At 64.1% G+C, this 25478-nt stretch carries 24 protein-coding genes; 15 read left to right on the forward strand and 9 right to left on the reverse strand.

Annotated elements, in window-relative coordinates:
- Positions 1-31 precede the first annotated feature (31 nt).
- Entirely contained in the window at positions 32-1132 is a 1101-nt protein-coding gene (locus CHB90_RS18455) for a hypothetical protein (protein WP_089279327.1), read from the reverse strand.
- Positions 1133-1390: 258 nt separating this feature from the next.
- Between CHB90_RS18455 and CHB90_RS18460 the strand changes: the two genes are divergently transcribed.
- Both CHB90_RS18460 and kynU read left to right on the forward strand, forming a co-directional pair.
- Positions 1391-2254 carry a tryptophan 2,3-dioxygenase gene (locus CHB90_RS18460; RefSeq protein ID WP_089279328.1) on the forward strand — a complete coding sequence of 288 codons (864 nt, stop codon included), beginning with the start codon at positions 1391-1393 and terminating at the stop codon, positions 2252-2254.
- Positions 2251-3441 (forward strand): kynureninase, encoded by a 1191-nt coding sequence (gene kynU / locus CHB90_RS18465; protein WP_089279329.1) that lies wholly within the window; start codon positions 2251-2253, stop codon positions 3439-3441. Before CHB90_RS18460 ends, kynU begins: the two co-directional genes overlap by 4 nt.
- On the opposite strand, the gene CHB90_RS18470 is transcribed toward kynU, so the two are convergent.
- Positions 3417-4145 (reverse strand): Hint domain-containing protein, encoded by a 729-nt coding sequence (locus tag CHB90_RS18470; protein WP_089279330.1) that lies wholly within the window; start codon positions 4143-4145, stop codon positions 3417-3419. The genes kynU and CHB90_RS18470 overlap by 25 nt on opposite strands.
- Positions 4146-4473: 328 nt before the next feature.
- Here CHB90_RS18470 and CHB90_RS18475 point away from each other — a divergent pair, with 328 nt between their 5' ends.
- Complete coding sequence (locus CHB90_RS18475) at positions 4474-5997, forward strand: acyl--CoA ligase (protein WP_089279331.1); 1524 nt, start codon at positions 4474-4476, stop codon at positions 5995-5997.
- Between the two features lie 96 nt (positions 5998-6093).
- Positions 6094-7071 carry a 2-dehydropantoate 2-reductase gene (locus CHB90_RS18480; RefSeq protein ID WP_089279332.1) on the forward strand — a complete coding sequence of 326 codons (978 nt, stop codon included), beginning with the start codon at positions 6094-6096 and terminating at the stop codon, positions 7069-7071.
- Positions 7072-7129: 58 nt separating this feature from the next.
- Here the strand turns inward: CHB90_RS18480 and CHB90_RS18485 are convergent, their stop codons facing one another.
- Positions 7130-8185, reverse strand: a complete 1056-nt coding sequence (locus CHB90_RS18485) for a Gfo/Idh/MocA family protein (protein ID WP_089279333.1) — start codon at positions 8183-8185, stop codon at positions 7130-7132.
- Between the two features lie 80 nt (positions 8186-8265).
- On the opposite strand from CHB90_RS18485, the gene CHB90_RS18490 reads away from it, so the two are divergent.
- From CHB90_RS18490 to CHB90_RS18535, 11 genes are all read left to right on the forward strand, one after another.
- Positions 8266-8556: a putative quinol monooxygenase gene (locus CHB90_RS18490; RefSeq protein WP_089279334.1), complete on the forward strand. Its 291-nt coding sequence runs from the start codon at positions 8266-8268 to the stop codon at positions 8554-8556.
- Positions 8553-9365, forward strand: a complete 813-nt coding sequence (locus tag CHB90_RS18495) for an N-acyl homoserine lactonase family protein (protein WP_089279335.1) — start codon at positions 8553-8555, stop codon at positions 9363-9365. Before CHB90_RS18490 ends, CHB90_RS18495 begins: the two co-directional genes overlap by 4 nt.
- Before the next feature lie 169 nt (positions 9366-9534).
- A complete protein-coding gene (gene iolG, locus CHB90_RS18500) occupies positions 9535-10527 on the forward strand; it encodes an inositol 2-dehydrogenase (protein WP_089279336.1) in 993 nt (330 codons plus the stop codon).
- 449 nt (positions 10528-10976) lie between these two features.
- A complete protein-coding gene (locus CHB90_RS18505) occupies positions 10977-12032 on the forward strand; it encodes a TRAP transporter substrate-binding protein (RefSeq protein WP_089279337.1) in 1056 nt (351 codons plus the stop codon).
- Positions 12033-12101: 69 nt separating this feature from the next.
- The gene (locus CHB90_RS18510; protein WP_170941110.1) at positions 12102-12695 is read left to right on the forward strand and encodes a TRAP transporter small permease; all 594 of its coding nucleotides are present in this window, start codon (positions 12102-12104) and stop codon (positions 12693-12695) included.
- Positions 12692-14008 carry a TRAP transporter large permease gene (locus tag CHB90_RS18515; RefSeq protein WP_089279338.1) on the forward strand — a complete coding sequence of 439 codons (1317 nt, stop codon included), beginning with the start codon at positions 12692-12694 and terminating at the stop codon, positions 14006-14008. Before CHB90_RS18510 ends, CHB90_RS18515 begins: the two co-directional genes overlap by 4 nt.
- Before the next feature lie 72 nt (positions 14009-14080).
- Entirely contained in the window at positions 14081-14842 is a 762-nt protein-coding gene (locus CHB90_RS18520) for an SDR family NAD(P)-dependent oxidoreductase (protein ID WP_089279347.1), read from the forward strand.
- Positions 14843-14852: 10 nt separating this feature from the next.
- The gene (locus CHB90_RS18525; RefSeq protein ID WP_245823298.1) at positions 14853-16646 is read left to right on the forward strand and encodes a feruloyl-CoA synthase; all 1794 of its coding nucleotides are present in this window, start codon (positions 14853-14855) and stop codon (positions 16644-16646) included.
- Positions 16647-16769: 123 nt separating this feature from the next.
- Entirely contained in the window at positions 16770-16934 is a 165-nt protein-coding gene (locus tag CHB90_RS26620; RefSeq protein WP_170941111.1) for a hypothetical protein, read from the forward strand.
- A gap of 153 nt (positions 16935-17087) precedes the next feature.
- Positions 17088-17972, forward strand: a complete 885-nt coding sequence (locus CHB90_RS18530) for a helix-turn-helix transcriptional regulator (RefSeq protein ID WP_089279339.1) — start codon at positions 17088-17090, stop codon at positions 17970-17972.
- Entirely contained in the window at positions 17965-18591 is a 627-nt protein-coding gene (locus CHB90_RS18535) for a 3-hydroxyacyl-CoA dehydrogenase family protein (RefSeq protein WP_089279340.1), read from the forward strand. The genes CHB90_RS18530 and CHB90_RS18535 overlap by 8 nt, the downstream gene beginning before the upstream one ends.
- Here CHB90_RS18535 and CHB90_RS18540 read toward each other — a convergent pair.
- The 6 genes from CHB90_RS18540 to CHB90_RS18565 form a co-directional block, all read right to left on the reverse strand.
- On the reverse strand, positions 18588-20018 hold the full coding sequence (locus CHB90_RS18540) for a 3'-5' exonuclease (protein WP_245823299.1): 1431 nt from the start codon (positions 20016-20018) through the stop codon (positions 18588-18590). The two genes, CHB90_RS18535 and CHB90_RS18540, sit on opposite strands and share 4 nt — an antisense overlap.
- 4 nt (positions 20019-20022) lie before the next feature.
- Positions 20023-20526 (reverse strand): hypothetical protein, encoded by a 504-nt coding sequence (locus CHB90_RS18545; RefSeq protein ID WP_089279341.1) that lies wholly within the window; start codon positions 20524-20526, stop codon positions 20023-20025.
- Between the two features lie 65 nt (positions 20527-20591).
- The gene (locus CHB90_RS18550; RefSeq protein WP_089279342.1) at positions 20592-22415 is read right to left on the reverse strand and encodes a putative nucleotidyltransferase substrate binding domain-containing protein; all 1824 of its coding nucleotides are present in this window, start codon (positions 22413-22415) and stop codon (positions 20592-20594) included.
- A gap of 124 nt (positions 22416-22539) precedes the next feature.
- A complete protein-coding gene (locus CHB90_RS18555) occupies positions 22540-24327 on the reverse strand; it encodes a sodium:solute symporter family protein (RefSeq protein ID WP_089279343.1) in 1788 nt (595 codons plus the stop codon).
- Positions 24328-24333: 6 nt separating this feature from the next.
- Positions 24334-24615, reverse strand: a complete 282-nt coding sequence (locus CHB90_RS18560) for a DUF4212 domain-containing protein (protein WP_089279344.1) — start codon at positions 24613-24615, stop codon at positions 24334-24336.
- A 73-nt stretch (positions 24616-24688) separates the two neighbouring features.
- Complete coding sequence (locus tag CHB90_RS18565; protein WP_089279350.1) at positions 24689-25375, reverse strand: adenylate kinase; 687 nt, start codon at positions 25373-25375, stop codon at positions 24689-24691.
- Between the last annotated feature and the right edge of the window lie 103 nt (positions 25376-25478).

The raw sequence follows: 25478 nt of genomic DNA on the forward strand, positions 1-25478 counted from the left end.
AGCGCGGCCCTTACCGGAATTAGGCTGACGCTCACTTCGCCACGTCGGAGAGAAGGTGGTCCAGCGTATCGTTCCGGAGCGGAGACAGTCCGGTCTGGATCGCCTCTAGCGTGGCGCGTTTGTCTGGCTGCGACGCGATATGGCGGACTGCCACATTCCAGTGTTCGCCCTTCCAATCCTCAAAATCGGTCTTGATTTGGTCCAGTTCCTTCTGCACTCGCGAAATGTCGTACAGCAGCGGGGTGTCTTGTACCGTGATGGGCGTTGGAGATTTGAGCCGTTCCTCTAGCCTCCTGACCCGACCGCGCAGTTGCGAAAGCTCGGCTTCCAAACGCGCGATTTCTGCCTCGCGGTGGCTTGGGTTGCATTTGAGCGGGGTCAGGACAAATCCCGACACGAGATCATTGATGATGTCGGGCCGCTGGTCCCGCGCAGCACGCGCAACTGGTCCCATAATTGCAGCACCCAATTGCCAGCGCGCTTTGATTGACCTGCTGGTCAGACCCATCGTGCCATTTGCAACCTCCTGACAGAAGTCGTGCATCACGTCCCCGCGCTGGACCACATGAAAGGTAACAATTCGCCCGATGTCTTTGGCGGCATCGGAGCCCTGTGCAAGGAGATAGAGGGTGAACGAGAAGGAGTGCTCGGGAAAAGACATCAAGACATCGGGAAGGACGCGCACCACCCCTGCGTATAGCTTCTTGCCGTCACCGGTTGCCGAGGCATGATGGAAATAGAGCGAAATGAGGGCGTCGACCGGCTGAGCAAGCTCTGGTTGCTGCTTTGCCACTGCGGTCATCTGGCGGATCAGCGACAGGATTTTTTCGTTGTGCCGTGCCAAGCGTATCTGGATCGCAGGGCGTGAACCGGATCCAGTCAGGTAACGTCGGTCGGATACAGTCGTCAGGAAAACTGTGGCGGATTTCGGAGTGAACTTATGGGCGGGGGCGGGGCGTTGCGTCCCGCCCAAAAGCGTTTCGCCTGCGTCGATGATCAGCTCATAAAGCGTGTCAAAGTGGTCAAAGTCCGTGGCGCAAATCTCTGCCCACGTTTGCCTGACCTTGTGCATTTCGGTGAAGTCGTTGGCATCAGCAGAGGCGAGCCGTTCCAGTGACGCGGTGAACATCATCGCGCGTCCACCAAACGGTCGTCGAGCCTATACTGGCAAGCGTTGTGTACCCTGTTATCGTCAAGGATCGGGCCAAATGACCCGAAATTGATGAGGCGGTTTTTGCAGATGGAAAAGGTCATGATTTTGCTGTGCATTTTTCATCGGGACAGGCGCGGCCAATCTGGCGTTTGATGCACATCCTTATCATGTGGAATTCCATATGTTGCCCCAGCCGGGTTGCCAAGGCGCTGCATTCTGAACAAGAGTGCCGCCGATATGACCCAGACACCCGACGATACCAGCCCCGCCGCCCCGTTTGATCCCGCCCGTGACGGGGCGAAGATGGGCTTTGCCGACGCCATGTCCTATGGCGACTATCTGCGGATCGATACGTTACTGGGGCAGCAGCACTGTCTCAGCGACGCGCATGACGAATTGCTGTTCATCATCCAGCACCAAACGTCAGAACTGTGGATGAAACTGGCGATCCATGAACTGGGCGCGGCGCGCGATGCGCTGTTGTCCGACGACACCACCACGATGTTCAAGATGCTGGCCCGTGTGAGCCGCATCTTTGAACAGCTCAACAACCAGTGGGACGTGCTGCGGACGATGACGCCTGCCGACTACACCCGTTTTCGTGAGACGCTGGGCCCGTCTTCCGGGTTCCAGTCGTATCAGTACCGGCAAATCGAATACATCCTTGGCAATCGCAACACCCACATGATGAAGCCGCATGAACATCTGCCGCAGATCCGCGCGGCGCTGGAGGCGGAACTGGCCCGGCCCAGTTTCTACGATGAGGTGGTGGCGCTGCTGTTTCGCGCGGTTGATGGCGACATGTCCGCCATGCCCGCGCCGCAACTGGACAGCCCCCATGCGGCGGTGCCGGAAATCCAGGCGCGCTGGAAGGTGGTCTATGAGGATATCGAGACCTACTGGACGCTGTACGAACTGGGCGAAAAGCTGATGGATCTCGAAGATTACTTTCGCCGCTGGCGCTTTAACCATGTCACGACCGTGGAACGGGTCATCGGGTTCAAACGCGGCACCGGCGGCACCTCTGGAGTGGCCTATCTGCGGCGCATGCTGGGCGTCGAACTTTTCCCTGAACTCTGGCACCTGAGAGGTGAGCTATGACCAATCTGCCCCGCAAGGAGCTGTTTCACCTGCCCGAGGGCGTGATCTATCTGGATGGCAATTCGCTGGGTCCGCTGCCGAAAGGCGCGACAGAGCGGATGCAGCAGGTCATGACTGCCGAATGGGGACAGGACCTGATCCGGGCGTGGAACACCGCCGAATGGATGGCGCTGCCTGCCAAGGTTGGTGATCGCATCGGCCGTCTGATCGGCGCGCCTGCGGGGGCGGTGGCCACCGGCGACACGCTGTCGATCAAGGTCTATCAGGCCTTGGCGGCGGCGCTAAAGATGCGTCCCGACCGGCGCGTGATCCTGTCCGATGCGGGCAACTTTCCCAGCGATCTCTATATGGCGCAGGGGCTGATCGGCACCATCGACAAGGGGTATGAATTGCGCACCCCCGCGCCCGAGGACGTGGCAGAGGCGATCACCGATGAGGTCGCCGTGGTGATGCTGACGCAGGTCGACTACCGCTCTGGCCGGATGCACGACATGAAGGCGATCACCGAGCGCGCCCATGCGGTAGGGGCCATCATGGTCTGGGATCTGGCCCATAGCGCGGGTGCGGTGCCGGTGGATGTGACGGCCAGCGGGGCGGAATTTGCCGTGGGCTGCACCTACAAATACCTCAACGGCGGGCCGGGGGCGCCGGCCTTTATCTATGCGCGTCCTGACATTGTCGAGACGATCGAACCGGCGCTGTCGGGCTGGCTGGGTCATGCAGCGCCTTTTGCGATGGAACCGGGATACCGCCCTGCCATGTCGACCGAACGATTGCGCGTCGGCACGCCGCCGATCTTGCAACTGGCGGCGCTGGACGTGGCATTGGATGTCTGGGAAGGCGTCGACATGGGCGACCTGCGCGCGGCCTCTATCGTGCTGTGTGAGCGGTTCATCACCGAGGTCGAGGCGCGCTGTCCGATGCTGACCCTTGCCTCGCCGCGCGACGGCACGCAACGCGGGTCGCAAGTCTCGTTTGCCTTCAAGGACGGCTACGCAGCCGTCCAGGCGCTGGCGGACCGGGGCGTGATCGGCGATTTCCGCGCGCCCGACATCATGCGCTTTGGCTTTACCCCGCTCTACATTGATGAGGCCGACGTGATTGCGGCGGTTGATGTGATGGAAGAAATCCTGCGGGATGAGATCTGGCGGGATGCCAAGTATCAGGTCCGGTCGCGCGTGACCTGAGCGGTCAGCACAGATCGGGCCAGATCGGGCCTGTCGCCGGATCGCAGCAGGATCGGCACAAGGTCGGGCGGCACAGGCGGACGGGCCGGGGGCGCAGATCCGTCTTCGGCCAGGGCGGGGCCTGCGGCGATCAAGGCATCCTGTGTGGCACGGGGCAGGCGGGCCAGCACAGCGGGCGTCAATCGCAGGCTTTCCGTCCAGACCCCTTCAGCCAGCAGTACCTCATGCCGGTCGAACAGCATCTGAACGTGGACGCCGGGGGTATGGTAAAGCGCGGCCACCCCTTTCAGTCTGGTCAGTTGCGCCGCCGTCACTGTGGCCTCTGCCAGGCCAAGCAGGTGGCGAAGACGCGGGCCGCCAATCACGAAGCGCTGTCCCGGGGCGACCAACATGACTCGTTCCGGCACGCCATGTCCCAGCACGCCTTTGCGCATGCGGATTGCGGCAACGGCGGGTGATCCACTTGGCGTGCGTCCGCTCCACCGCATGGGTTGATAGCCGTTGTCGCGTGTCAGAACGCGGTCGCCGGGGCGCAGATCACCTGCCCGCCGCTCACCCTGCAGGGTCTTGATCCGGGCACAACACGGCAAACCGCCCGCGATTTCGGGTGGACTGACCTGCACCCGACCGGGGGCCAGCCCGGCTTCGTCCATGACGTCTACCGGAACCGCCCCGTCGCCCGGAAAAGTGCCACTGCGTTCCATTGACCCTCCGACTCGAATGTCATTTGCCGGACAGCTTGTCCTGCGAAGGGTCAGGATCTTCCCAACACGGACAGGCGAAACGCGACGGTTTTTAGGCGAAGTCTTTCGGTCGCGTGTCAGCCACGGACAACGACGTCCGACAGCTGGTCGATTTGTGGCTGTAGTTGGGGCGTCCAGTGCCTGCGGTGACGGCACCGCGCGAGGATTGGGCGAAATCGCCTCTGTTCAATGCGCCGCTCCTGGTGAACACTCTGGCGACGGACGGACGGACGGACGGGCCGGGCCAAGGGCTATGGGCGCGGACCGCATGACAGGGAGGACACGGCGTATGACGGGGACATTGGCAGACCTGCTGGCACCACACCGGGACGCGGCGCAGGCCATCGGCGCGCCGTCGAAAGACTGGCTCAGCTACGGCGGGTTGCGTGCGCTTGCGGGCGATGTCCGCGCGCGGTTGCGCAGCGCGGGCGTCGGGCCGCAGGACAGGGTGGCGATTGTGCTGCCGAACGGGGCCACCATGGCCACCGCCTTTGTCACCGTGGCCGCAGCAGCGACAACGGCCCCGCTGAACCCGTCCTACCGCGAAGAGGAATACGCCTTTTACCTTGAGGACCTGAAGGCAAAGGCCATCATTCTGGAGGCAGGATATGACGGCCCGGCACTGGCGGCGGCCAATCGTTTCGGCCTGACCGTCCTGCGGGTGGTGGCGGACGACATGACGGCAGGGCTGTTCCGGCTGGAGCGTGAAGGGCTGGTCACAGCGGCAGAGGACGGCACCCCGGGGCCAGAGGACGTGGCCCTGATCCTGCACACCTCGGGCACCACGTCGCGGCCCAAGATCGTGCCGTTGATGCAGTCGAACATCGCAGCGTCAGCTCAGCATATCGCAACGTCTCTTGCGCTGACGCCGCAGGACCGGTGCCTGAACGTCATGCCGCTGTTTCATATTCACGGGTTGCTGGCGGCGGTCTCTGCCTCGCTTTCGGCGGGGGCTTCGGTTTTTTGCGCGCCGGGGTTCAACGCATTGGCGTTCTTTGCACAAATGGCCGAGGCGCGCCCAACCTGGTACACCGCCGTGCCGACGATGCATCAGGCGATCCTGTCGCGCGCGCCGCGCAACGCCGATGTGATCCGCGATGTGCCGTTGCGGTTCCTGCGCTCGTCCTCAGCCTCGCTTCCCGCGCAGGTCATGGCGCAACTGGCCGAGACATTCGGCGCGCCGGTGGTTGAGGCTTACGGTATGACAGAGGCAGCGCATCAGATGTGCTGCAACCCGCTGGACGTGCAAAAGCCGGGATCGGTGGGCGTGGCGGCGGGGCCGCAGGTGGCGATTGCCGACGAGTCCGAGAACCGGCTGATCGACGGTGTGGGCGAAGTGGTGATCTCTGGTCCCAATGTGACGCCGGGATATGAGGCGAACGCAGAGGCCAATGCCAAGAATTTCTTTGATGCGGGTGGCAAGCGCTGGTTTCGTACCGGCGACCAGGGGGCGCTGGACGCCGACGGGTTTCTCAGCCTGACCGGACGCCTGAAGGAGATCATCAACCGGGGCGGCGAAAAGATCTCACCGCTGGAGGTGGATGGCGTGCTGATGGACCACCCTGCGGTGGCGCAATGTGTGACCTTTGCCCTGCCGCACCCCAAGCTGGGTGAGGACGTGGCGGCGGCGGTTGTGCTGCGCGAGGGGGCCGTTGTGACCGAGCAGGAGATCTGCCGGTTTGCTGCCGAACGCATGGCCGATTTCAAGGTGCCGCGCCGGGTGGTGATCCTGGACGAGATCCCCAAGGGCGCGACGGGCAAGATGATGCGGATCGGCATGGCCGAAAAGCTGGGGCTGGTTGCAACGACCTGAGCTTTTGCTCCGGCGGCGGTATCTGTGGCAGGTGTCGGAGCCTCCGGCGGGGAGTATTTTGACAGAGAAGAAGCACTAGGCGTGCGAGGGGACGGGATGAAGATCTGCATTTTCGGGGCTGGGGCAATCGGCGGCTATCTGGGCGTCAAGCTGGCGCAGGCGGGCGCGGATGTGAGCCTTGTGGCGCGCGGGCCGCATCTGAAGGCGATGCAGGCGGATGGGCTGCGGTTGATTGAAGAGAGCGGTGAGACCTGCGTGCCGGTGCGGGCGTCCGAGGATCCGGCGGCGCTGGGCGTGCAGGATTATGTGATTGTGACCTTGAAGGCGCATTCGGTGCCGGCGCTGGTGCCGAAGATGGCGCCGCTGATCGGGCCGGAGACAACCGTGGTCAGCGGGGTGAACGGCGTGCCGTGGTGGTATTTCCACGGGGTTGGCGGCGCATTGGAGGGCACGCGTCTGGCGACAGTTGATCCGGGCGATGCGCAGTGGGAGGGGTTTGGGCCTGACCGGGTGCTGGGCTGTGTGGTCTATCCGGCGGCGGAGGTGATCCGGCCCGGAGTGATCCGGCATGTGGAGGGCAACCGGTTTTCGCTGGGCGAGCCGTCGGGGGAGAAATCCGAGCGGGCCTTGGCGCTGTCCAAGGCTTTGGGCGCGGCGGGGTTGAAGGCGCCGGTGCGGCCGCGTCTGCGCGATGAGATCTGGGTCAAGCTGTGGGGGAACCTGTCGTTCAATCCGATCTCGGCGCTGACTCATGCGACGTTGGACGTTTTGTGTACCGATCCGGGCACGCGAGGGGTGGCGCGGGGCATGATGGGGGAGGCGCAGGAGATCGCGGAAAAACTGGGCGTGAAGTTCCCCATCGATGTGGAGCGGCGGATTGATGGCGGGGCGGCTGTGGGGGCGCATCGGACCTCGATGCTGCAGGATCTGGACGCGGGGCGGCCGATGGAAATCGATGCGCTGGTGGCCTCGGTTCAAGAGCTGGGGCGGATCACGGCGACGCCCACGCCGACCATCGACACGGTTCTGGCGCTGGTGCAATTGAGGGGGCGTGTGGCGGGCCTGTATGGGTGAGTGTCCACATGTGGCAGACAAGGTGACGTAACGTCTTCAATGGCTTGTGGGGGCGAATTTACCTGCCGTTAGGAAACTCCCCCTGGTTCAGGTCCAGCTTTCGGCCCTCGGAGGCGGAGGAGTAGATGGCGAATTCCGTGGCGATGACGGGCAGATAGGCGCGGGCCGTGTTTTCGGGGTGGGCCCCGCTGCGCAGGCAGGACACCACATGGCTTTGCAGCGCAAAGACGCAGTCGCCGCCGAAGGTGCCGGAGGTGTCGGGGGGCAGGATACACGCACTCTCTTGCGTGCCGAAGTGGCGCAGGTGCAGCGCGCCGTCTCCGGTCAGGGTCAGTGTGCCGGTGGTGCCCTCTACCAGCGCCTCACCCATGGTGCAGCGGGTGTTGGTGGCGGCATGATCCAGCAGGCGGTTGCCGTCGAACAGTGCGCGCGCGCCAGTGGGAAAATCGAACAGGATATAGCCCGCATCCTCACCGGCGATCACCGGATTGACCTGTCGCAGGTCGGCATAGACCGCCGAGGGCGCGCCCAGCAGATAGCGAAACGTATCGATCCAGTGGACGGCGGTTTCATGCACCAGAAAGCGCGGCATCTGCTGGAAATAGGGTTGCCTGTCAAGGTAGGCATCCGGCCCCTGACCATCGCCGGGGCGCAGGCGAAAGGTGATCTGCAAGACCTCGCCGATCGCGCCCGCCTCTAGCTGCGCCTTGATCACCCGATACCATGGCTGAAAGCGGAAATTCTCATGGATCACCAGCAGCGCGCCTGCGGCCTCTGCCTCTTGGGTCACGGCGAGCGCCTCTTCGGCGGAGGTGCAGAAGGGTTTCTGACAGATCAGCGCGCGGACCCCGGCGGCAAGCGCCGTGCGGATGGCCTGTGCCTGCGCCGGGGGCGGCACGATCACATCCAGCAGGTCCGGCGCGGTTTCGCGGAGCATGGTGGCCAGATCGTCAAAGGCGGGCGCGCGTGTGTTGCGCGCCCTGGCCGCGTCCAGATCGCAGGAACCGACCAGTTCGACGCCCGCGATGCGCCGCCAGCCGTCATAGTGAAAGCGGCTGAAATACCCCGCGCCAAGGCAGGCGACCCGCAAGGGGCCAGTGTCTTTGTCCACCATGTTCGCTCCTGTTTTCTGTGCAGCATAGACCTGCGGCAAGGGCCTGCCTACAGTGTGCGCGAGGCAGGGGAGGAAATCAGATGTACGCCGTGACCGTTTGTTTCGAGATAAACCCGGAAACGGCAGACGCCTTTCTGGATCTGATGCGCCAGAACGCCCGCGCCTCTGTGCGCGATGAGCCGGGGTGCCATCAGTTTGACGTCTGCACCGACGTCGATCGCCCCGGCGAGGTGTTCCTGTATGAGATCTATGACGACCGGGCAGCCTTTGAGGCGCATATGACGACGGCGCATTTCATCAGCTTCGAGTCGGCAAGCGCGCCATTTGTCGTCTCCAAGGACGTGGCGACCTATGCACAGGTGCACCGTTGAGCGACTGGGAGGTTTTTGCCGTCCGCTATGCCGACCGCGCCGCGCGGGTGCGGGCGGACAGTTTCATCTTTGACGACAACCACGATGCGCCGCACCCGATGGACTATTTCATCTGGCTGCTGCGGCGCGGGTCGGAGGTGATCCTTGTCGACACCGGCTATGACGCCGCCGAGGGGCAAGCGCGGGCGCGGCCCATCCGGCTGGACCCGGTGGCGGCGCTGGCGCCGCTGGGGGTGACACCAGAGGATGTGACGCAACTGATCGTGACACATCTGCATTATGATCACGCGGGCGGGTTGCACCTGTTTCCCAACGCGGTGCTGCACATGCAGGCGGCCGAGATGGCCTATGCCACCGGCCCGTGCATGTGCCATGACGTGCTGCGGATGCCGTTTACCGCCGATCATGTCTGTGAGGCGATCAAACGGCTGTACGCGGGCAAGGTGATCTTTCACGACGGCGACGGGCAGGTGGCCGAGGGGGTGACGGTGCATTGTATCGGCGGCCATTCGCGCGGGTTGCAGGCGGTGCGGGTGCGCACGCAGGCGGGGTGGATGGTGCTGGCCTCTGACGCGGCGCATTTCTACGAGAACCTGTGGCTGCGCAAACCCTTTCCCATCGTGGTCGATCTGCAGAACATGCTGGACGGGTTCGAGACGCTGGAGCGGCTGGCCTCGTCGCGCGCACTGGTGGTGCCGGGGCATGATCCGCTGGTGCGGCGGCTGTTTCCCGCAGGACCGGCGGCGCATGTGACCCGGCTGGACCCCGGTCCGCAGCAGGCGATCACGCCGGATCTGTTTGCGCTCTGACAGGTTGTGAGATGTCTGCGAGAGGTTTTGAGCGCGCGCCTCGCACGGATGATAGAAAAACGCGCATCGTGCCGCCGGGTGGCTTGACCGGACCGCCCTTGGGGCCTGCATATTTGCCCAGTCCTGCGGCGCATCAGGCCGCCGACACGGTCCATTCCGGGAGAGAGACATGACACTTGGATTTGCAATTCTGGGCGCTGGCCGGATCGGTCAGGCGCACGCGCGGGCGATCTCGGCCACGGCGGGGGCGCGGTTTGTCGCGCTGTCCGAACCGCTGCAGGCGGCGGCGGATGACATGCAGGCGCGTTACGGCTGTGACCTGCGCAGCATCGACGAGATCGCCGCCAGCGATGACATCGACGCCGTGGCGATCTGTACGCCGACCGACACCCATGCCGATCTGATCGAGCAGTTCGCCAAGGCGGGCAAGGCGATCTTTTGCGAAAAACCGGTGGATCTGTCGGCGGACCGCGTGCGGCAGGCGCTGGACACGGTTGCGCAGACGAATGCCAAGCTGATGGTCGGGTTCAACCGCCGGTTTGACCCGGATTTCATGTCGGTGAAGGCGGCGATTGACGCGGGGCAGGTGGGCGATGTCGAGATGGTGGTGATCACCTCGCGCGATCCCGGCCCGCCGCCTGCGGCCTATATCAAGGTGTCGGGCGGGATTTTCCGCGACATGACCATTCATGATTTCGACATGGCGCGCTGGTTGCTGGGCGAAGAGGTGACTTCTGTCATGGCGCAGGGGTCCGTTCTGGTCGCCCCCGAGATCGGCGAACTGGGCGATTTTGACAGCGTGAACGTGATCCTGAAGACCGCCAGCGGCAAGCAGGCGGTGATCACCAATTCGCGCCGGGCCACCTATGGCTATGACCAGCGGATCGAGGTGCATGGGTCCAAGGGGATGGTCGCCGCCGCCAACCGGCACGAAAGCACGGTCGAGGTGGCAGGGGGCGTAGGGTTCACCCGGCCACCGCTGCTGAACTTTTTCATGGATCGCTATGCGGTCGCCTATGCCAATGAGATTGCCGCCTTTGTGGCGGCGGTGACCGGCGGCGGCGCGTTGCCGACCACGGGGCAGGACGGGTTGCGGGCGCTGGAGCTGGCCGATGCGGCGCTGGAATCGGCGCAGACCGGCAAGGCCGTGACGCCGGGCTGATTCTGTCGGCGCGTCCGGGGTTGCCGGGCGCGTCTCAACCCTTGCGTGTACTGGTGTTCGGCCACGTTCCTTTGGCGAATGGTAGCGTCGCAACTGACCGGGCCTTTCCTGTAAATTTTGTTTCCTAGTGGATTAATATGGACAATCGAGTCCTGACCTGCTCCTGTGAGGGCGGGGCGCGGACGTCTGTGGACAGCTTGTGGCGAACGTCGTAAAACCGACCGCACGGGCGGGAAATGCATTGCGATATAGTGCAGTCTGTGCAAGATGATGCACAACTCCGGACCATCCGGGGCGCGTTCTGAAGGGGAGATCAGGATGGGCGGGCAGTCTCCAATATTTCGTTGCATATGCAACGGAACGATGTATCACTGCTGTCGGGGTTAGGGAGATCCCCGTCGTCCTGCCGTTCGGGACACAGGAATTCGAGTCATTCAGGGAGGTAAGACATGACCACACGTAGAACTGTTCTGGGGATCGCCGGGGCCGCGCTGGCCGCGATGATGACCACCACATCCGCCATGGCGCAGGAGATCACGCTGACGCTGCACCAGTTCCTGCCGGCGCAGGCCAATGTGCCGAAGCTGGTGCTGGACGTCTGGGCGGACCGGATCGAGGAAGCCTCGGACGGGCGGATCGAGATCGAGCGGTATCCGTCGATGCAGCTGGGTGGCAGCCCGCCGGAACTGATGGACCAGGCCGCCGACGGCATCGCCGATATCGTCTGGACCGTGGTCGGCTACACGCCGGGCCGCTATCCGACGACCGAGGTGTTTGAACTGCCCTTCATGGTCGAGGATGCGCGCGCCGCCTCTTACGCCTATTGGAAGATGTTCGAAGAGCACATGGAGGACGGCGAATTTGCCGATCTCAAGATCGTGGGCACATGGGTCCACGGACCGGGCATGTTCCACACCAACAAGCCCGTCGTGGTGCCGTCCGATCTGGAAGGCATGAAGATCCGTGGCGGCTCGCGCCTGGTGAATGACCTGTTGACCCGCGTCGGCGCAGAGCCGATCGGCCTGCCGGTGCCCGCTATCCCCGAGGCGCTGTCCAAAGGCGTTCTGGATGGCACCACCATCCCGTGGGAAGTGACCGCCGCGCTGAAAGTGCCGGAACTGGTGACCAACCACACCGAGTTCGACGGCGCCGCGCTGTATAACCTGACCTTTGTTCTGGCGATGAACCGGGACGTGTTCGAAAGCCTGCCGGAAGACCTGCAAAAGGTGATCGACGACAACTCCGGTCTGGCCTTTTCGATCTATGCGGGCGGCACCCAGTCCGATGCAGACGGACCGGCGCGCCAGATCGCGGTGGACATGGGCAACAACATCGTCACCGTGTCCGAGGAAGACGCCAAGGAATGGGATGCGCTGGTGAACCCGATCTACGAGACATGGGTCGCGGACATGAAGGAAAAGGGCATCGACGGTCAGGCGCTGATCGATCAGGCCCGCGCGCTGATGGCGGAATACACCTCCGACATGGACACCTTCGCCAAGTAAGGCTTTGACACATGGGGTCGCGGGCAGATGTCCGCGGCCCTTTTTCGAGACAAGAGGGGGACATCTGCGATGGCCGGTCTGCACCGCATCGTGTTCGGAATTGCGCGCTTCATGGCGCTGGTGGGCGGAATCATTCTGACCGTCCTGATCCTGATCACCTGCATTTCGATCCTGGGCCGCGTCGCGAACACCGCGTTGCATTCGGACATCATGATGTCGGTGGCTCCGGGGCTGTCGCAATGGCTGATCGATGCCGGGGTGGGGGCCATTCGAGGGTCTTATGAACTGGTCGAGGCGGGCATGGCGTTCTGCATCTTTGCCTTTCTGCCGTTCTGCCATGTGACCATGGGCCATGCCTCTGTCGATATCTTCTCAAACGCGCTGCCGCGTCGGGTGAACCGGCTGCTGCAACTGCTGATCGCACTGCTGTTTTCGGTCGCGCTAGTGACCATTGCCATCCAGTTGAACGAAGGGATGCTGCGCAAGCTGAGCTCTGGTCAGACCTCCTTGCTGCTGGAATTCCCGGTCTGGTGGGCCTATGCCGCCAGCCTTGTCGGGGCCGTGCTGGCCGCCGTGGTATCCGTCTATGTCGTGCTCATGCGGCTGTATGAACTTCTGTCCGGGCGCATGATCGCGTCGAACGCCATGGGAGCGGAGCATTGACCAATCTCGAGATCGGGATCTATTCCTTTCCCGCCCTGTTGCTGATGATCTTCCTGCGGGTGCCGATTGGTCTGGCCATGTTTGTCGCCGGGTTTGCCGGGTTCTACTTTGTCATGGGCAGCACGCGGCTGCCGCTGGCGCAGCTCAAGGATCTGACCTATTCGACCTTCTCCAGCTATTCGCTGTCGATTGTGCCGATGTTCCTGCTGATGGGCTATTTCGCCACGCTGGGCGGCATGTCTCAGGCGCTGTTCAAGGCCGCCGAAAGCTGGCTGGGCCATCGCAAGGGCGGCGTCGCCATGGCGGCCATCGGCGCCTGCGCGGGTTTTGGCGCGATCTGCGGATCGTCGCTGGCCACCGCCGCCACCATGAGCCGCGTCGCCCTGCCGGAACTGAAACGCTATGGCTATGAGGGCGGGTTTTCTACCGCCACGCTGGCCGCGGGCGGCACGCTGGGCATCCTGATCCCGCCGTCGGTGGTGCTGGTGATCTATGCCATCCTGACCGAACAGAACATCGCCAAGTTGTTTCTGGCGGCCTTCATCCCCGGCGTTCTGGCCGCCATCGGTTATATGATCGCGGTGTCGATCTATGTGCGGGTGAACCCGAAATCGGCCGGCGTCCGAGAGCCGGTGCCGATGGCAGACCGTTTCCGCGCGATGATTGATGTCTGGCCTGTGCTGATGGTCTTTGTCGCGGTTGTGGGCGGCATCTATGGCGGCATCTTTACCCCGACAGAAGGCGCGGCGGTGGGCGCGCTGGGCACCGGCATCATCGCGCTGGCCAGTGGCGGGCTGACATGGCGCACGCTGCTGGACAGTTTCACCGATACGGCGCGCTCCTCTGCGATGATCTTTTTCATCGTCTTCGGGGCGGCCTTTTACAACCTGTTCCTGGCCCGCACGCGGGTGCCGCAGGAACTGTCGTCCTGGGTGGTCGAACTGGGCATGTCACCGATTGCGGTCCTGTCGCTGATCCTTGTCATCTACCTGTTGCTGGGCTGTTTCATGGACAGTCTGTCGATGATCCTGCTGACGATCCCGATCTTTTTCCCGGTGGTTTCGGCGCTGGATTTCGGGATGAGTCAGGAACATGTGGCGATCTGGTTCGGCATTCTGGTGCTGATCGTGGTCGAGGTCGGGTTGATCACGCCGCCGGTGGGGATGAACCTGTTTGTGATCAACGCGATGGATCCGGCCACGCCAATGGTGCAGACCTATCGCGCGGTGATCTACTATGTGGCGTCGGATCTGGTGCGGGTGGTGATCCTGGTGGCCTTTCCGTCGATCACGTTGTTCCTGATACCGGGGTAAGAGGCGCCAGGCCCGTTTCGCCCAAGGTCGTTTGAAATCACAAGAAACCCGGTCATGCGGGAGGAGAAAGTCATGGATATTTCGGGTCAGGTTGCCATCGTCACGGGCGGGGCCAGCGGTCTGGGGGCGGCGACGGCGCGGCGTCTGGCGGCGGATGGCGCGCGGGTCGGCATTCTGGATTTCGACGCAGACGGGGCGGCTGCGGTGGCGGCCGAGATCGGCGGCCACGCGGTGCACACGGATGTGGGCGATGAGGGATCTGTCGCGGCGGCTGTGGCCGAGGTTGTGGCCAGGCTGGGCGCGCCGCGTGTGGCGGTCAGTTGCGCGGGCATCGGGCCTGCGGCACGCATTGTCGGCCGCGAGGGCAAGCTGTCCACCGATCTGTTCGACAAGACCATCCGGGTGAACCTGATGGGCACTTATTACGTCATGTCGCACGCCGCGCGCGAGATGATGGCGCTGGACCCGCTGGAGACGGGGGAACGCGGGGTGGTGATCAACACCGCCTCTGTCGCGTTTCAGGACGGGCAGATCGGGCAATCGGCCTATGCGGCCTCCAAGGGGGCGATTGCCGCCATGTGCCTGCCCGCCGCGCGCGAGATGGCCAAGCAGGGCGTGCGCGTGATGGCGATTGCGCCGGGGCTGTTCAACACGCCGATGATGGAGGGTCTGCCAGAGGAGACGACGGCAGGCATTGTCGCCAACGTCCCGTTCCCGCACCGGCTGGGCGACCCGGCGGAATACGGGCTGATGGTCAGCCAGATCGTCGCCAACCCCTATCTCAACGGCACCACCATCCGTCTGGATGCCGGCGTCCGCCTGCCGCAGCGCTGAGGAGACTCGCATGGCCCGCTATCGCGCCCATTCCGTCACGCGTCAGGACCGGGCCGACGGCACCATCCTGCTGCGCTCCGGCCATGAGATGACCCGGCCCGCGACGCGGACCGGCGATTGGCTGGATCACTGGTCTGACCTGACGCCGCATGCGGTGTTCCTGGCGGAGCGCTCAGGCGCGGGCTGGCGCGAAGTGACCTACGCCGAGGCGCGCGACGCGGTGCGCCTGATCGCGGCCAGCCTGCTGGAGCGGGGCATGGGGGCGGACACGCCAATCCTGATCCTGTCGGGCAACGGGGTGGATCACGGCTTGCTGACGCTGGCGGCGCAATATGTCGGGGTGCCGACCGTGCCGCTGGCCGAGCAATATGCCCTGATCCCCGGCGCATGGCCGCAGTTGGAACATTGCGCGCAGTTGGTGCGGCCTGCGATGGTCTTTGCCGATGATGGCGCGCGGTTCGGCGCGGTGCTGGGGCACGCGCTGTTTGATGGCGTGGAACGTGTCGTGGCCCGCAATCCGCAGGCGGGTCAGACCGATCTGACCGCGATGTTGGGCGGCGGTGACGGGCTGGCTGTGGCGGCGGCGGCCTTGCAGGTCGGGCCGGAGACGGTGGCGAAATACCTGATGACCAGCGGGTCGACCTCGCACCCCAAGGCGGTGATCACGACGCAGGCGATGATGTGCGCCAATCAGGCCCAGATCGCCGACGCACTGCCCTTTGTGCGTGACCGCGCGCCACGGATTGTCGACTGGCTGCCGTGGAACCACGTCTTTGGCGGGTCGCATAATTTCAATATGATGCTGGCCAATGGCGGCGCGCTGTACATCGACGGCGGCAAGCCGATCCCGGCGCGGATCGCCGAGACGATCGAGAACAACCGCCTGATGAACGGCACCATGGCCTTCAATGTGCCGGTGGGCTTTGCCATGCTGCGCAACGCCATGAAGGCGGATCGGGGGTTGCGGCAACGGTATTTCGAAGACCTCGACATGCTGTTCTATGCCGGGGCCTCCCTGCCGCAGGATGTGTGGACGGACCTTGAGGACATGGCGCGCGAGGTGCGCGGCGATGTCCCGCTGATGAACTCGTCCTGGGGGCTGACCGAAACCGCGCCTGCCTGCCTGATCCAGCATGAACCCACCACCATGTCCGGCATCATCGGCGTGCCGATGACCGGCGTCGAGGTCAAGCTGATCCCAGATGCCGACCTGCGCTGCGAGATCCGCGTGCGCGGGCCGAACATCATGCCCGGCTACCTGAACGATCCGGCCAAGACCGCAGAAGTGTTTGACGGTGAGGGGTTCTTTTGCACCGGGGACGCGGTGAAATTTGTCGACCCGGACGACCTGACCAAAGGCATGCGCTTTGACGGGCGCATCTCTGAGGACTTCAAGCTGTTGACCGGCACATGGGTGCGCGCGGCCACGCTGCGGCTGGAGTTGTTGATGGAATACGCGCCGCTGGTGCAGGACATCGTGGTCTGCGGTGCAGACCGGGCGGATGTCGGGGTGATGATCCTCCCCTCGGCAGAGGCGCTGGCGCTGGCGGGCGATGGGGTACACGACGGCGCGCTGATGAGCGACGCCTTGCGCGGCGCGCTGGCCGACAAGCTGGCCTTGCGGGCAGAGCAGGGCTCTGCCGCGCGGGTCATGCGGGTGATGGTGCTGGCGGAGCCGCCCTCGCTGGGCGACGGCGAGATCACCGCCAAGGGCAACCTGAACACCGGCAAGATCCTGTCCCGGCGGGCGGATCTGCTGGAACGGCTGTATGCAGAGGGTGATCCGGCGGTTGTGCGGCTGTGACCGACACGGGGCGAGGCGATTTTTCGACGAAAAATCGTGTCCGCCTTGATCTGGCACAAGGTGTGGCGTTGTCGGGCGGCTAGTCTTGGGGATTGATCCTTTTGTTGCGAACAGGAAAACCCCATGCAAGCAGACCGCCTGATCGGCCATGCCCCGCGCAGCCGCGCCTTTGGCGAAAGACTCCAATCCGACCCAAGCACCTGCATCGGCTGCAAGGACTGTTCCGGTCTGTGCCTGGCGCTGATCGATGTGTTGATGGTGCCGGAAACCGTGCTGGGCCGCGACTGATCCGCAGATCCCCGCAAACCGGAAATCGCGCAGGATTGTGCGTATGACGTCGCGCATCCTTGGTTAAAAACGTTGCTTTGCAGCGCCCTTCTTCTGCGATATGCACTATAGTTCATAGGAATGGGCAATGGTGCGAAAGGGGTCGCAGTGGCAATGGAAGTGGACGGACACGGGACGGCAGACAGCGCGGTTGCGGCGCTGATGACCCGTGTGGGCGGGCGTGTCCGGCAGGTCCGCGAACAGCGCGGCATCTCGCGCCGTGTTTTGTCAGAAACCTCGGGTGTGTCGCCGCGCTATCTTGCGCAACTCGAAAGCGGGGCGGGCAATATCTCGATCGGTCTGTTGTGCCGGGTGGCCGAGGCGCTGGATTTCCGCATCGATTGGCTGCTGGGGGAGGACGATCCCTGGACCTCTGAGGCCTTGCAGATGGCCGAGATGTACCGCCAGGCCGAGGCACCGGTGCAGGCACAGGTGCGCGCCCTGTTGCTGGACGGTGCGCCGGGGGGCCAGCGGGCGCAGCGCATCTGCCTTGTCGGGCTGCGCGGCGCGGGCAAATCCACGCTGGGACGTCTGGCGGGCGCGGCGCTGAAGGTGCCGTTTGTCGAGCTGAACCATGAGATTTCGCAGGCCGGCGGCATGCCGGTGGCCGAGATCATGGCGCTGTACGGGCAAGAGGGGTTTCGCAAGCTGGAGGCGGATGCGCTGGATCAGGTGATCGCGGCCCATGAGCAGGTGATCCTAGCAGTGGGGGGCGGTATCGTGGCCGAACCCGCCACCTACAACCGGCTGCTGTCGCATTTCCACACCATCTGGCTGAAGGCCGCGCCAGAGGAGCACATGGAGCGGGTGCGGGCGCAGGGGGATGAGCGTCCGATGGCGGGCCAGCCCGAGGCGATGGGGCAGTTGAAATCCATTCTTCAGGCGCGCGAAACCTTGTATGAGCGCGCCCATGCGCATCTGAACACCTCGGCGGCATCGCTGAACGACACGCTGGAGCGGTTGCTGGCCCTGATCGCACGCGAGCGGTTTCTTGGCTGACAGGTTGGTCGACAGGTTGCGCGGGCCGTTTCGGGACGCGGCAGAGGCGGTGTTTCTGCACGGCTCGACCCCCTGGGAGGTGGATGAGGCGCTGGAGGATTTCGGCTTTGCGCAGGGGCCGTTTGAGGCGGAGGACAGCCTTGGGCTGGATCTGGCCTGGGCGCGGCAGGGGGCGGACGTATCGCCGATCCTCAAGCGGATGATGGAACTGGGCAAGCTGGGGCGCACCGCCGGGGCGGGCTGGTATCGCTATCCCGGCGGGGGCGGCAAGGTGGATGATCCGATCGTGGCGGATCTGGCGCTGGAAGAGGCGCATTTTCACCGCCTGACGCGGGTGGATTACGGCGCAGAGGACATCCGCGACCGGCTGCTGGCGGCGCTTGTGCTTGCAGCGGTGGCGTTGGTGCAAGAGGGCGCGGCAGAGGAAGAGATCAACCGCGCCTCTGTCGAAGGTCTGGGATTTCCGGCAGACCAGGGCGGCGTGCTGGTCTGGGCGCGGACCTTGGGCATCGCAAAGCTGCGCGCCATGGTCCGCAGCGTGCGGGACGAGGGCCGGGTGCCGCTGGTGCCCGCGCGGTGGTTGGACGACGGGCGGTGGCCGGGCGAGGGCGCGCTCTAGTTGAGGTCTTCGAGCAGGCGCCCGTGACGGCGGGTCTCCGCGATCACTGCGCCAAAGGTCGTCAGGCCGCGCGCCTCCAGCATCGGCAGCATTCTGACCAGCACCTCGGCGGTGGCGCGGGCGTCGCCCAGTGCGGTGTGGCGCAGCGCCTCGGGGATGGTCACATCCAGCCGCTCGCACAGTGCGTCCAGCGTGTGGGTTTCCGAGGCACCGAACAGCACCGCCGACAGCAGCACCGTGTCAAGGATGGGATGGTCCCAGACCACGCCCATGCGCCCCTTGTGGCGTTGCAGAAAGGCCATGTCGAAGGGCGCGTTATGGGCCACGATGACGGAATCCCGCGCAAAGCTGTGGAACTGCCGTCCGGCGCGGGCGATGCTGGGCTGTCCGGCGACCATGGCATCGGTGACCTTGTGCACCTTGGTCGAAGCGGCGGGGATCGGGCGGCGCGGATCGACAAGTTGGTCAATCACCTCACCCGGCACGATGCGGCCATTCACCACCCGCACCGCGCCGATCTGTACGATTTCATCCTTGTGCGGCAAGAGGCCGGTCGTCTCTGTGTCGAAGACGGTGAAGGTGAGTTTGCCAACCGGCGTCTCGTCCAGCTTGGCCGTGCCGCGACCCTGCAACAGGTCAAAGTCATAGACCAGCGGGCGCGCCGCCTCTGGCGGGATTTCGATATGCGCGGCGTCGATGATCATCATATAACCGCCGCCGTCCATCGGTTTGAACCGGGCGTCATAGCTTTGTTGGCCATCCAGCCCCTCCAGCGGGCGGCTGACCTCTTTGCCGCCTTTGTTCATGGCGATGCGGGCGGCTTTGACGCTGGCGGGGTCGAAATAATCGGCCAACGGCGCGTTCAGCCGGGGCACCGCCTGCTGGGCCAGCACCTCGGCGGCCTGACCGTCATAAAGGACGATTTGGTCATTGGCGTTGATCAGCAGCGTGGCCACCGGGATCTCTGTCAGCAGCGCGGTGAGTTGCGCCTTTTCGGCGGTCAGGCGGGCGGTTTCGCTGGCAATCCGCTGCGCGGTAGAGACGGCGTTTTCCGACAAGGCTGAGGTGATGGCATCGGCGGCGGGGGCAAGATCCCCGAGATAGCGGGCGGCATCACGGTCCATGGCGCTGCCGGTTCCGGCATGGGCGCGGGCGCGCATCCGGGCGGACAAACGCTCGATCGGTTTGGCGACGTTTTCGTCGAACAGCAGCCAGACGCCGGTACACAGGGCGACAAGGCCGAAACTGGCCAGGATACCGGCAAAGACGAATCCGTTGGTGGGTGTCGTGGCCAAGGCGCGGGCATGCCCGACCCAGAGAGCGCCCAGAACGATGCCGGTGCCACCGACCGCGAGGAGGCAGAAGAACAGGAAGATCCGCAGACGCAGGCTGAGCTTGCTCATGGGGCCGGGTAAGGTGTCGGACATGGGATCACACCTCGGCGCAGACAGTCTTGACGACAGGATCGTCGGGACCGACGTCACGCCAGAGCGGCGGCGACCCATCGCCCAGAACCGGGTCGGCCCGGCGGTAGCCTACGCAGTCCACCATGACCTGCACGATCTGGTTCGACCGCCAACGCCCGTAGAAATAGAGTTTCACAAGGTACAGCCCCTCAGTCTCGGCATTCTTGAGCGGGCTGGCCGTGTCGACCGCGACAAAGCGGTCTGTCAGCGGATAGATGTAGGTCCAGGGCCGCCACAGGGCGCTGTTTTCGACCGTCTGCGCAATGCTCAGGCCCTTGTCGCGGGCGCTTTGCGCGGTGCGCCCATACCAGCTGTATTCCGTGGCGATCCCGGCTATCAGCATGGCGGCGCCCGCGCCAACCGGCACGATCCAGCGCGGCAGGCGGCGGCCGCTCAGCGACGACAGGACCATCATCAGGCCCGCGCCGACAAACCCCGCCACAAAGACGGCGATCAGTTCCAGAAACATCTTTTTTCTCCTCCTCGGGGGCGGGCTATGTCCCGTTTGCCCCGCTTTTTGTCCGTCTTGCTGGTCTAGCCAAGCATCCCCTTGCCGTGACCTACCGCCGATTGCAGCGATTTGACCACGACAAAGGCGTTTCGCAAATGACTCCGCTCAAAATCCGACAGATCGGCGGGTGCCAGATAGTTGTCCGGCGCGCCGCCTGCCTTGATCTGGCGGGCCTGATGTTCCAGTCGGGTGTCGGCGATCAGGTCATAGGCGTCCAGCAAATCCTGCCCGCCGGACTGGCTGAGCACACCCGCCCCCATGGCGGCCGACAGCCGGGCGCGGGTGTTGACCGCTGTCAGCGATCCTTGCAGCGCATAGACGCGGCCCAGATCGACCACCGGCACAACGCCGTTGTGTTTCAGGTCCAGCTGGTTCTTGTGCTCTCCCGAACGGATGGTGGCAAAGCCGCGCAGCAGCCCCAGCGGCGGCGTATGCTTGAGCGAGTTCGAGATCATGTGCGCCACGAAGATCGAGTTTTTCGCGGCCTTGCCCAACGTCTGTTCCTGCAGGTTCTCGAACAGCGACGTGGTGCCGCCGATGGGGCGCAGGTCAAACATGACAGAGGCCAGCATCTGCGCCTCGGGGACGGGTTTGGCGATCCAGCTGTTGAAATAGCCGCGCCAGACCCGCAACGGCTGGCACCAGCGCGGGGATGAGGCCATCATGTCGCCGGGGCAATAGACATAGCCGCAGGTGTTCAGCCCGTCTGTGACGATCCTGGCCAGACCTTCGAAATAGGGGCGCATGTCTTCGGTGAAACCGTCATGCAGGATCAGCACGTTGTCCTGATCCGACACGCCGGTTTGTTCCTGCCGTCCCTGACTGCCACAGGCCGCCCAGAGGTAGGGGACGGGCGGCGCGCCCAGTTCTGCCTCGGCCAGTGCCAGCAGGCGGCGGGTGGCGGTGTCGGCGATGTCGGTGATCAGCCGGGTGATGACCTCATGCCGGTTGCCGCCTGCCACCAGTTGCACCAGCAGTTGCGGGATGCGGGCGGTGACGCGGGCCATGGCCTCTGGCGTCTTGGCGAACGCCAGCTCGGACACCAGTTCCGCCGAGGTCATGGCCTGAAAGCGGGTCAGATCAGTCTGGGTGACGATGCCGACCAGTTTGTCGCCCTCGGTGACGGGAACATGGCCGATGCGGCGTTCCATCATCATGTGCAGCACGTCCGACCCGATGGCCGAGGGCGGGAGGGTCAGGGGATCGGCGGTCATGATTTCTGACAGGGGGGTGTCGTAGGACAGGCCGCCGCCCACAACCTTGCCCGAGATGTCGCGGATTGTGGCGATGCCGCGCAGCACCTTGCCCTCGGTGATGCAGACCGATGAGATATGGCGCGAGTGCATGAGCTGCGCCGCGTCGCGCACCGGGGTATGGGGCGGGCAGGTCAACGGGGCAGGGGCCATCAGCGTCTCGACCCGTGTGGTGGTCAGGTCGGCGCGTTTCGGTTTCGCGGGGCGCTGGCGGTCAAAGAATTTCTTCGCTGCGGGCTGGGTGTCCAGAAGGTGCCGGAACTCTGCCGGTGGCAGCACCAGCAGGCGGGTTTCTTCGCGTGTGCGTGCAGAGGTCACGGCCAGCCCGTCGCGGAACAGGCCGCGTTCGCCGAAACTGTTGCGCGGACCCAGCAATGAGATCTGCGCGCCGTTGCTGTCGGTGACTTCGACCGCGCCCTGGTGGATCAGGTACAGCCCGTCAAGCGGTTGGCCCAGAGTGTAGATGTCCTGATCCGCGTCCAGAACCTGTTGCTGGAACGCGGGCAGAAGATCCTCCAGCACCTGCGTGTCAAGCGCATCGTAGGGGTGGACGGCAGAGAGAAATCTGAGGAGTTCGGCGCGATCGACGGGCATGGGTCATCCTTGCGCGGGAAATGAAATGTCCCGCCCGACATCACGCCGGACGGGACCGATTGTCATGCGGCGGACCAGCTTGGTCCGTGGTCCCGCCCCGGCGCGGGGCCGGGACGGGGTGGTGTTAGTGGTCCGCAGCTGCGGCACCGGCACCGCGCGGCACGCGTACCGATTCCACCAGCTCTTCGATCTCGGTCGGGATCGGAGTGGTGAACTTGGACACGGTGAAGGCCACGCAGAAGTTGATGATCGCACCGACGGCCCCGAAGGAAGTCGACTGGATTGTGCCCAGCAGCGGGTCCGCATCGGTAAAGCTGTTGGTGTCAGGGATGAACAACCAACCCTTGTGCAGGAAGATGTAGACCAGCGTCACCAGCAGACCTGTCACCATGCCTGTCACCGCGCCTTTGTTGTTCACCTTGGTAAAGATGCCCATCATCAGCGCCGGGAAGATCGATGCCGCGGCAAGACCAAAGGCCAAGGCCACGGTTTGCGCCGCAAAGCCCGGAGGGTTGAGGCCAAGGTAGGTGGCCACCGCGATGGCAACCGCCATGGCGACCCGTGCAGACAGCAACTCACCCTTTTCCGAGATCGCCGGGTTGATCGAGCCCTTGATCAGGTCGTGGGAGACAGCCGAAGAGATCGCCAGCAGCAGACCGGCCGCTGTGGACAGCGCGGCGGCAAGACCACCAGCCGCGACCAGACCGATGACCCAGCTGGGCAGGTTGGCGATTTCGGGGTTGGCCAGAACAAGGATGTCACGGTCGAACTTGGTCAGTTCGTTTGCGTCACCCCAACCGGCGGCTTCCATCTTGGCAACCGTGTCGGCATCGGCATCGTTGAAGTACACGATCTTGCCGTCACCGTTCTTGTCTTCCCAGCCCAAGAGGCCGGTTTTCTGCCATGTCGCCATCCAGTCATACTCTGGGTTGGCTTCGATCATCTCGACAGAGACAGGCTCTCCCGTTGCACCATTCGGCCACATCAGGTCGGTGATGTTCAGGCGTGCCATGGCACCCACAGCCGGGGCGGTCAGGTACAGCAGCGCGATAAAGACCAGCGCCCAGCCCGCGGACCAGCGTGCATCCGCCACGCGCGGCACGGTGAAGAAGCGCATGATGACGTGGGGCAGACCCGCTGTACCGATCATCAGCGACAGGGTGAACAGCACCATGTTGAGCGTGTCGGAGTGGTGGGTCGTGTACTCGTTAAAGCCCAGCTCGGCGACGATGGAGTCCAGCTTGGCCAGCAGCGGCTCACCGCTGGCGACGTGATCGCCAAACAGACCCAGCGCAGGGATCGGGTTGCCGGTCAGTTGCAGCGAGATGAAGACGGCCGGGATGGTGTAGGCCATGATCAGCACGACGTACTGTGCGACCTGCGTGTAGGTCACGCCCTTCATGCCGCCGAAAACGGCGTAGGCAAAGACCACGCAGGCACCGATCAGCAGGCCGGTGGTGTTGGACACCTCCAGGAAGCGGCCAAAGGCGACGCCAACACCGGTCATCTGCCCGATCACATAGGTGAGCGAGGCAACCAGCAGGGCGATCACGGCCACGACGCGCGCGGTCGGGCTGTAGAAACGGTCGCCGATGAACTCGGACACGGTGTATTTGCCGAACTTGCGCAGGTAGGGCGCAAGCAGCAGAGCCAGCAGAACATAGCCGCCGGTCCAACCCATCAGGAAGGTCGAGTTGTCATAGCCGGTGAAGGCGATGAGACCGGCCATGCCGATGAATGAGGCCGCCGACATCCAGTCCGCCGCCGTGGCCATGCCGTTGGTGACCGGGTGAACGCCGCGACCGGCGGCGTAGAATTCCGATGTGGAGCCCGCACGGGCCCAGATCGCGATGCCGATGTAGAGCGCGAAACTCGCGCCGACAAACAGCAGGTTGATGGTAAACTGATCCATAACGTCTTATTCCTCCTCGACGCCGTATTCACGGTCGAGCTTGTTCATTCGCCACGCGTAGAAGAAAATCAGCGCCAAGAAGACGATGATCGACCCCTGCTGGGCAAACCAGAAGCCCAGATCGGTGCCGCCCACGGCAATGCCCGAAATCATCGGGCGCAGCAGTATGCCAAAACCGAAAGACACCAGCGCCCAGATGATGAGGCTGATGACGATGATGCGTACGTTGGCCTTCCAGTAGCCCGCATCGGACTTTGCCTGTTCAGCCTGTGAAGTGTGGTCCGCCATGATGCGGTTCCTCCTCTTTCCTCCAGGGAGCCCGCTGCGCAGGGGCGCAACGGGCCAGTTCATTCAGCCCCGCTCAGGCGGTGGCTGTCTTTACGATCGCAGAAAGCTTGCCCGCGATATCCTTGATCTCGCCCATGGCGTTGATGCCGATCAGCGCGCCTTTGCGGGCGTAGTATTTGATCAGCGGCGCGGTCGAGACGTGGTAGGCTTCAAGCCGGGCCGCAACGGTTTCGGCGTTGTCGTCGGCGCGGCGCTTGAACTCTGTGCTGCCACATTTGTCACAGACACCTGTCGCCTTGGGCGGCTTGAAGTCGTCGTGATACCCCTCACCGCACCCGCCGCAAGTGAATCGGCCCGAAATCCGCGACACCATGGCGGCGTCGTCGACCTCGAGGCTGACAGCAGCATCGATCTTCTGCCCGTTTGCGGCCAGCAGTTCGTCCAGCGCCTCGGCCTGGGCCTCGGTGCGCGGAAAGCCATCAAGGATGACACCCTTGGCGCAGTCCGCATCGGCCAGCCGGTCGCGCAGGATGGCGATGACGATCTCGTCAGAGACCAGATCACCCGCCTCCATCACCGCCTTGGCCTGTTTGCCCGCGTCGGTGCCGGCGGCCACGGCAGCGCGCAGCAGATCCCCGGTCGACAGTTGCACAAACCCGAATTGCTCTTCGAGCATCCGCGCCTGCGTGCCCTTGCCTGCCCCCGGAGGGCCAAGCAGGATCAGCACGGGGGCGGCGGCGGTTGTTTTGGATCCGTCCATCATGTCCCTCACGCCTTGTTCATGCGGTTGTCGATGAGGTCGTCGACGACGGAGGGGTCGGCGAGGGTGGAGGTGTCGCCCAATGCGCCGTAGTCGTTTTCGG

The sequence above is a fragment of the Antarctobacter heliothermus genome, assembly GCF_900188425.1.
Taxonomy (GTDB): Bacteria; Pseudomonadota; Alphaproteobacteria; order Rhodobacterales; family Rhodobacteraceae; genus Antarctobacter; species Antarctobacter heliothermus.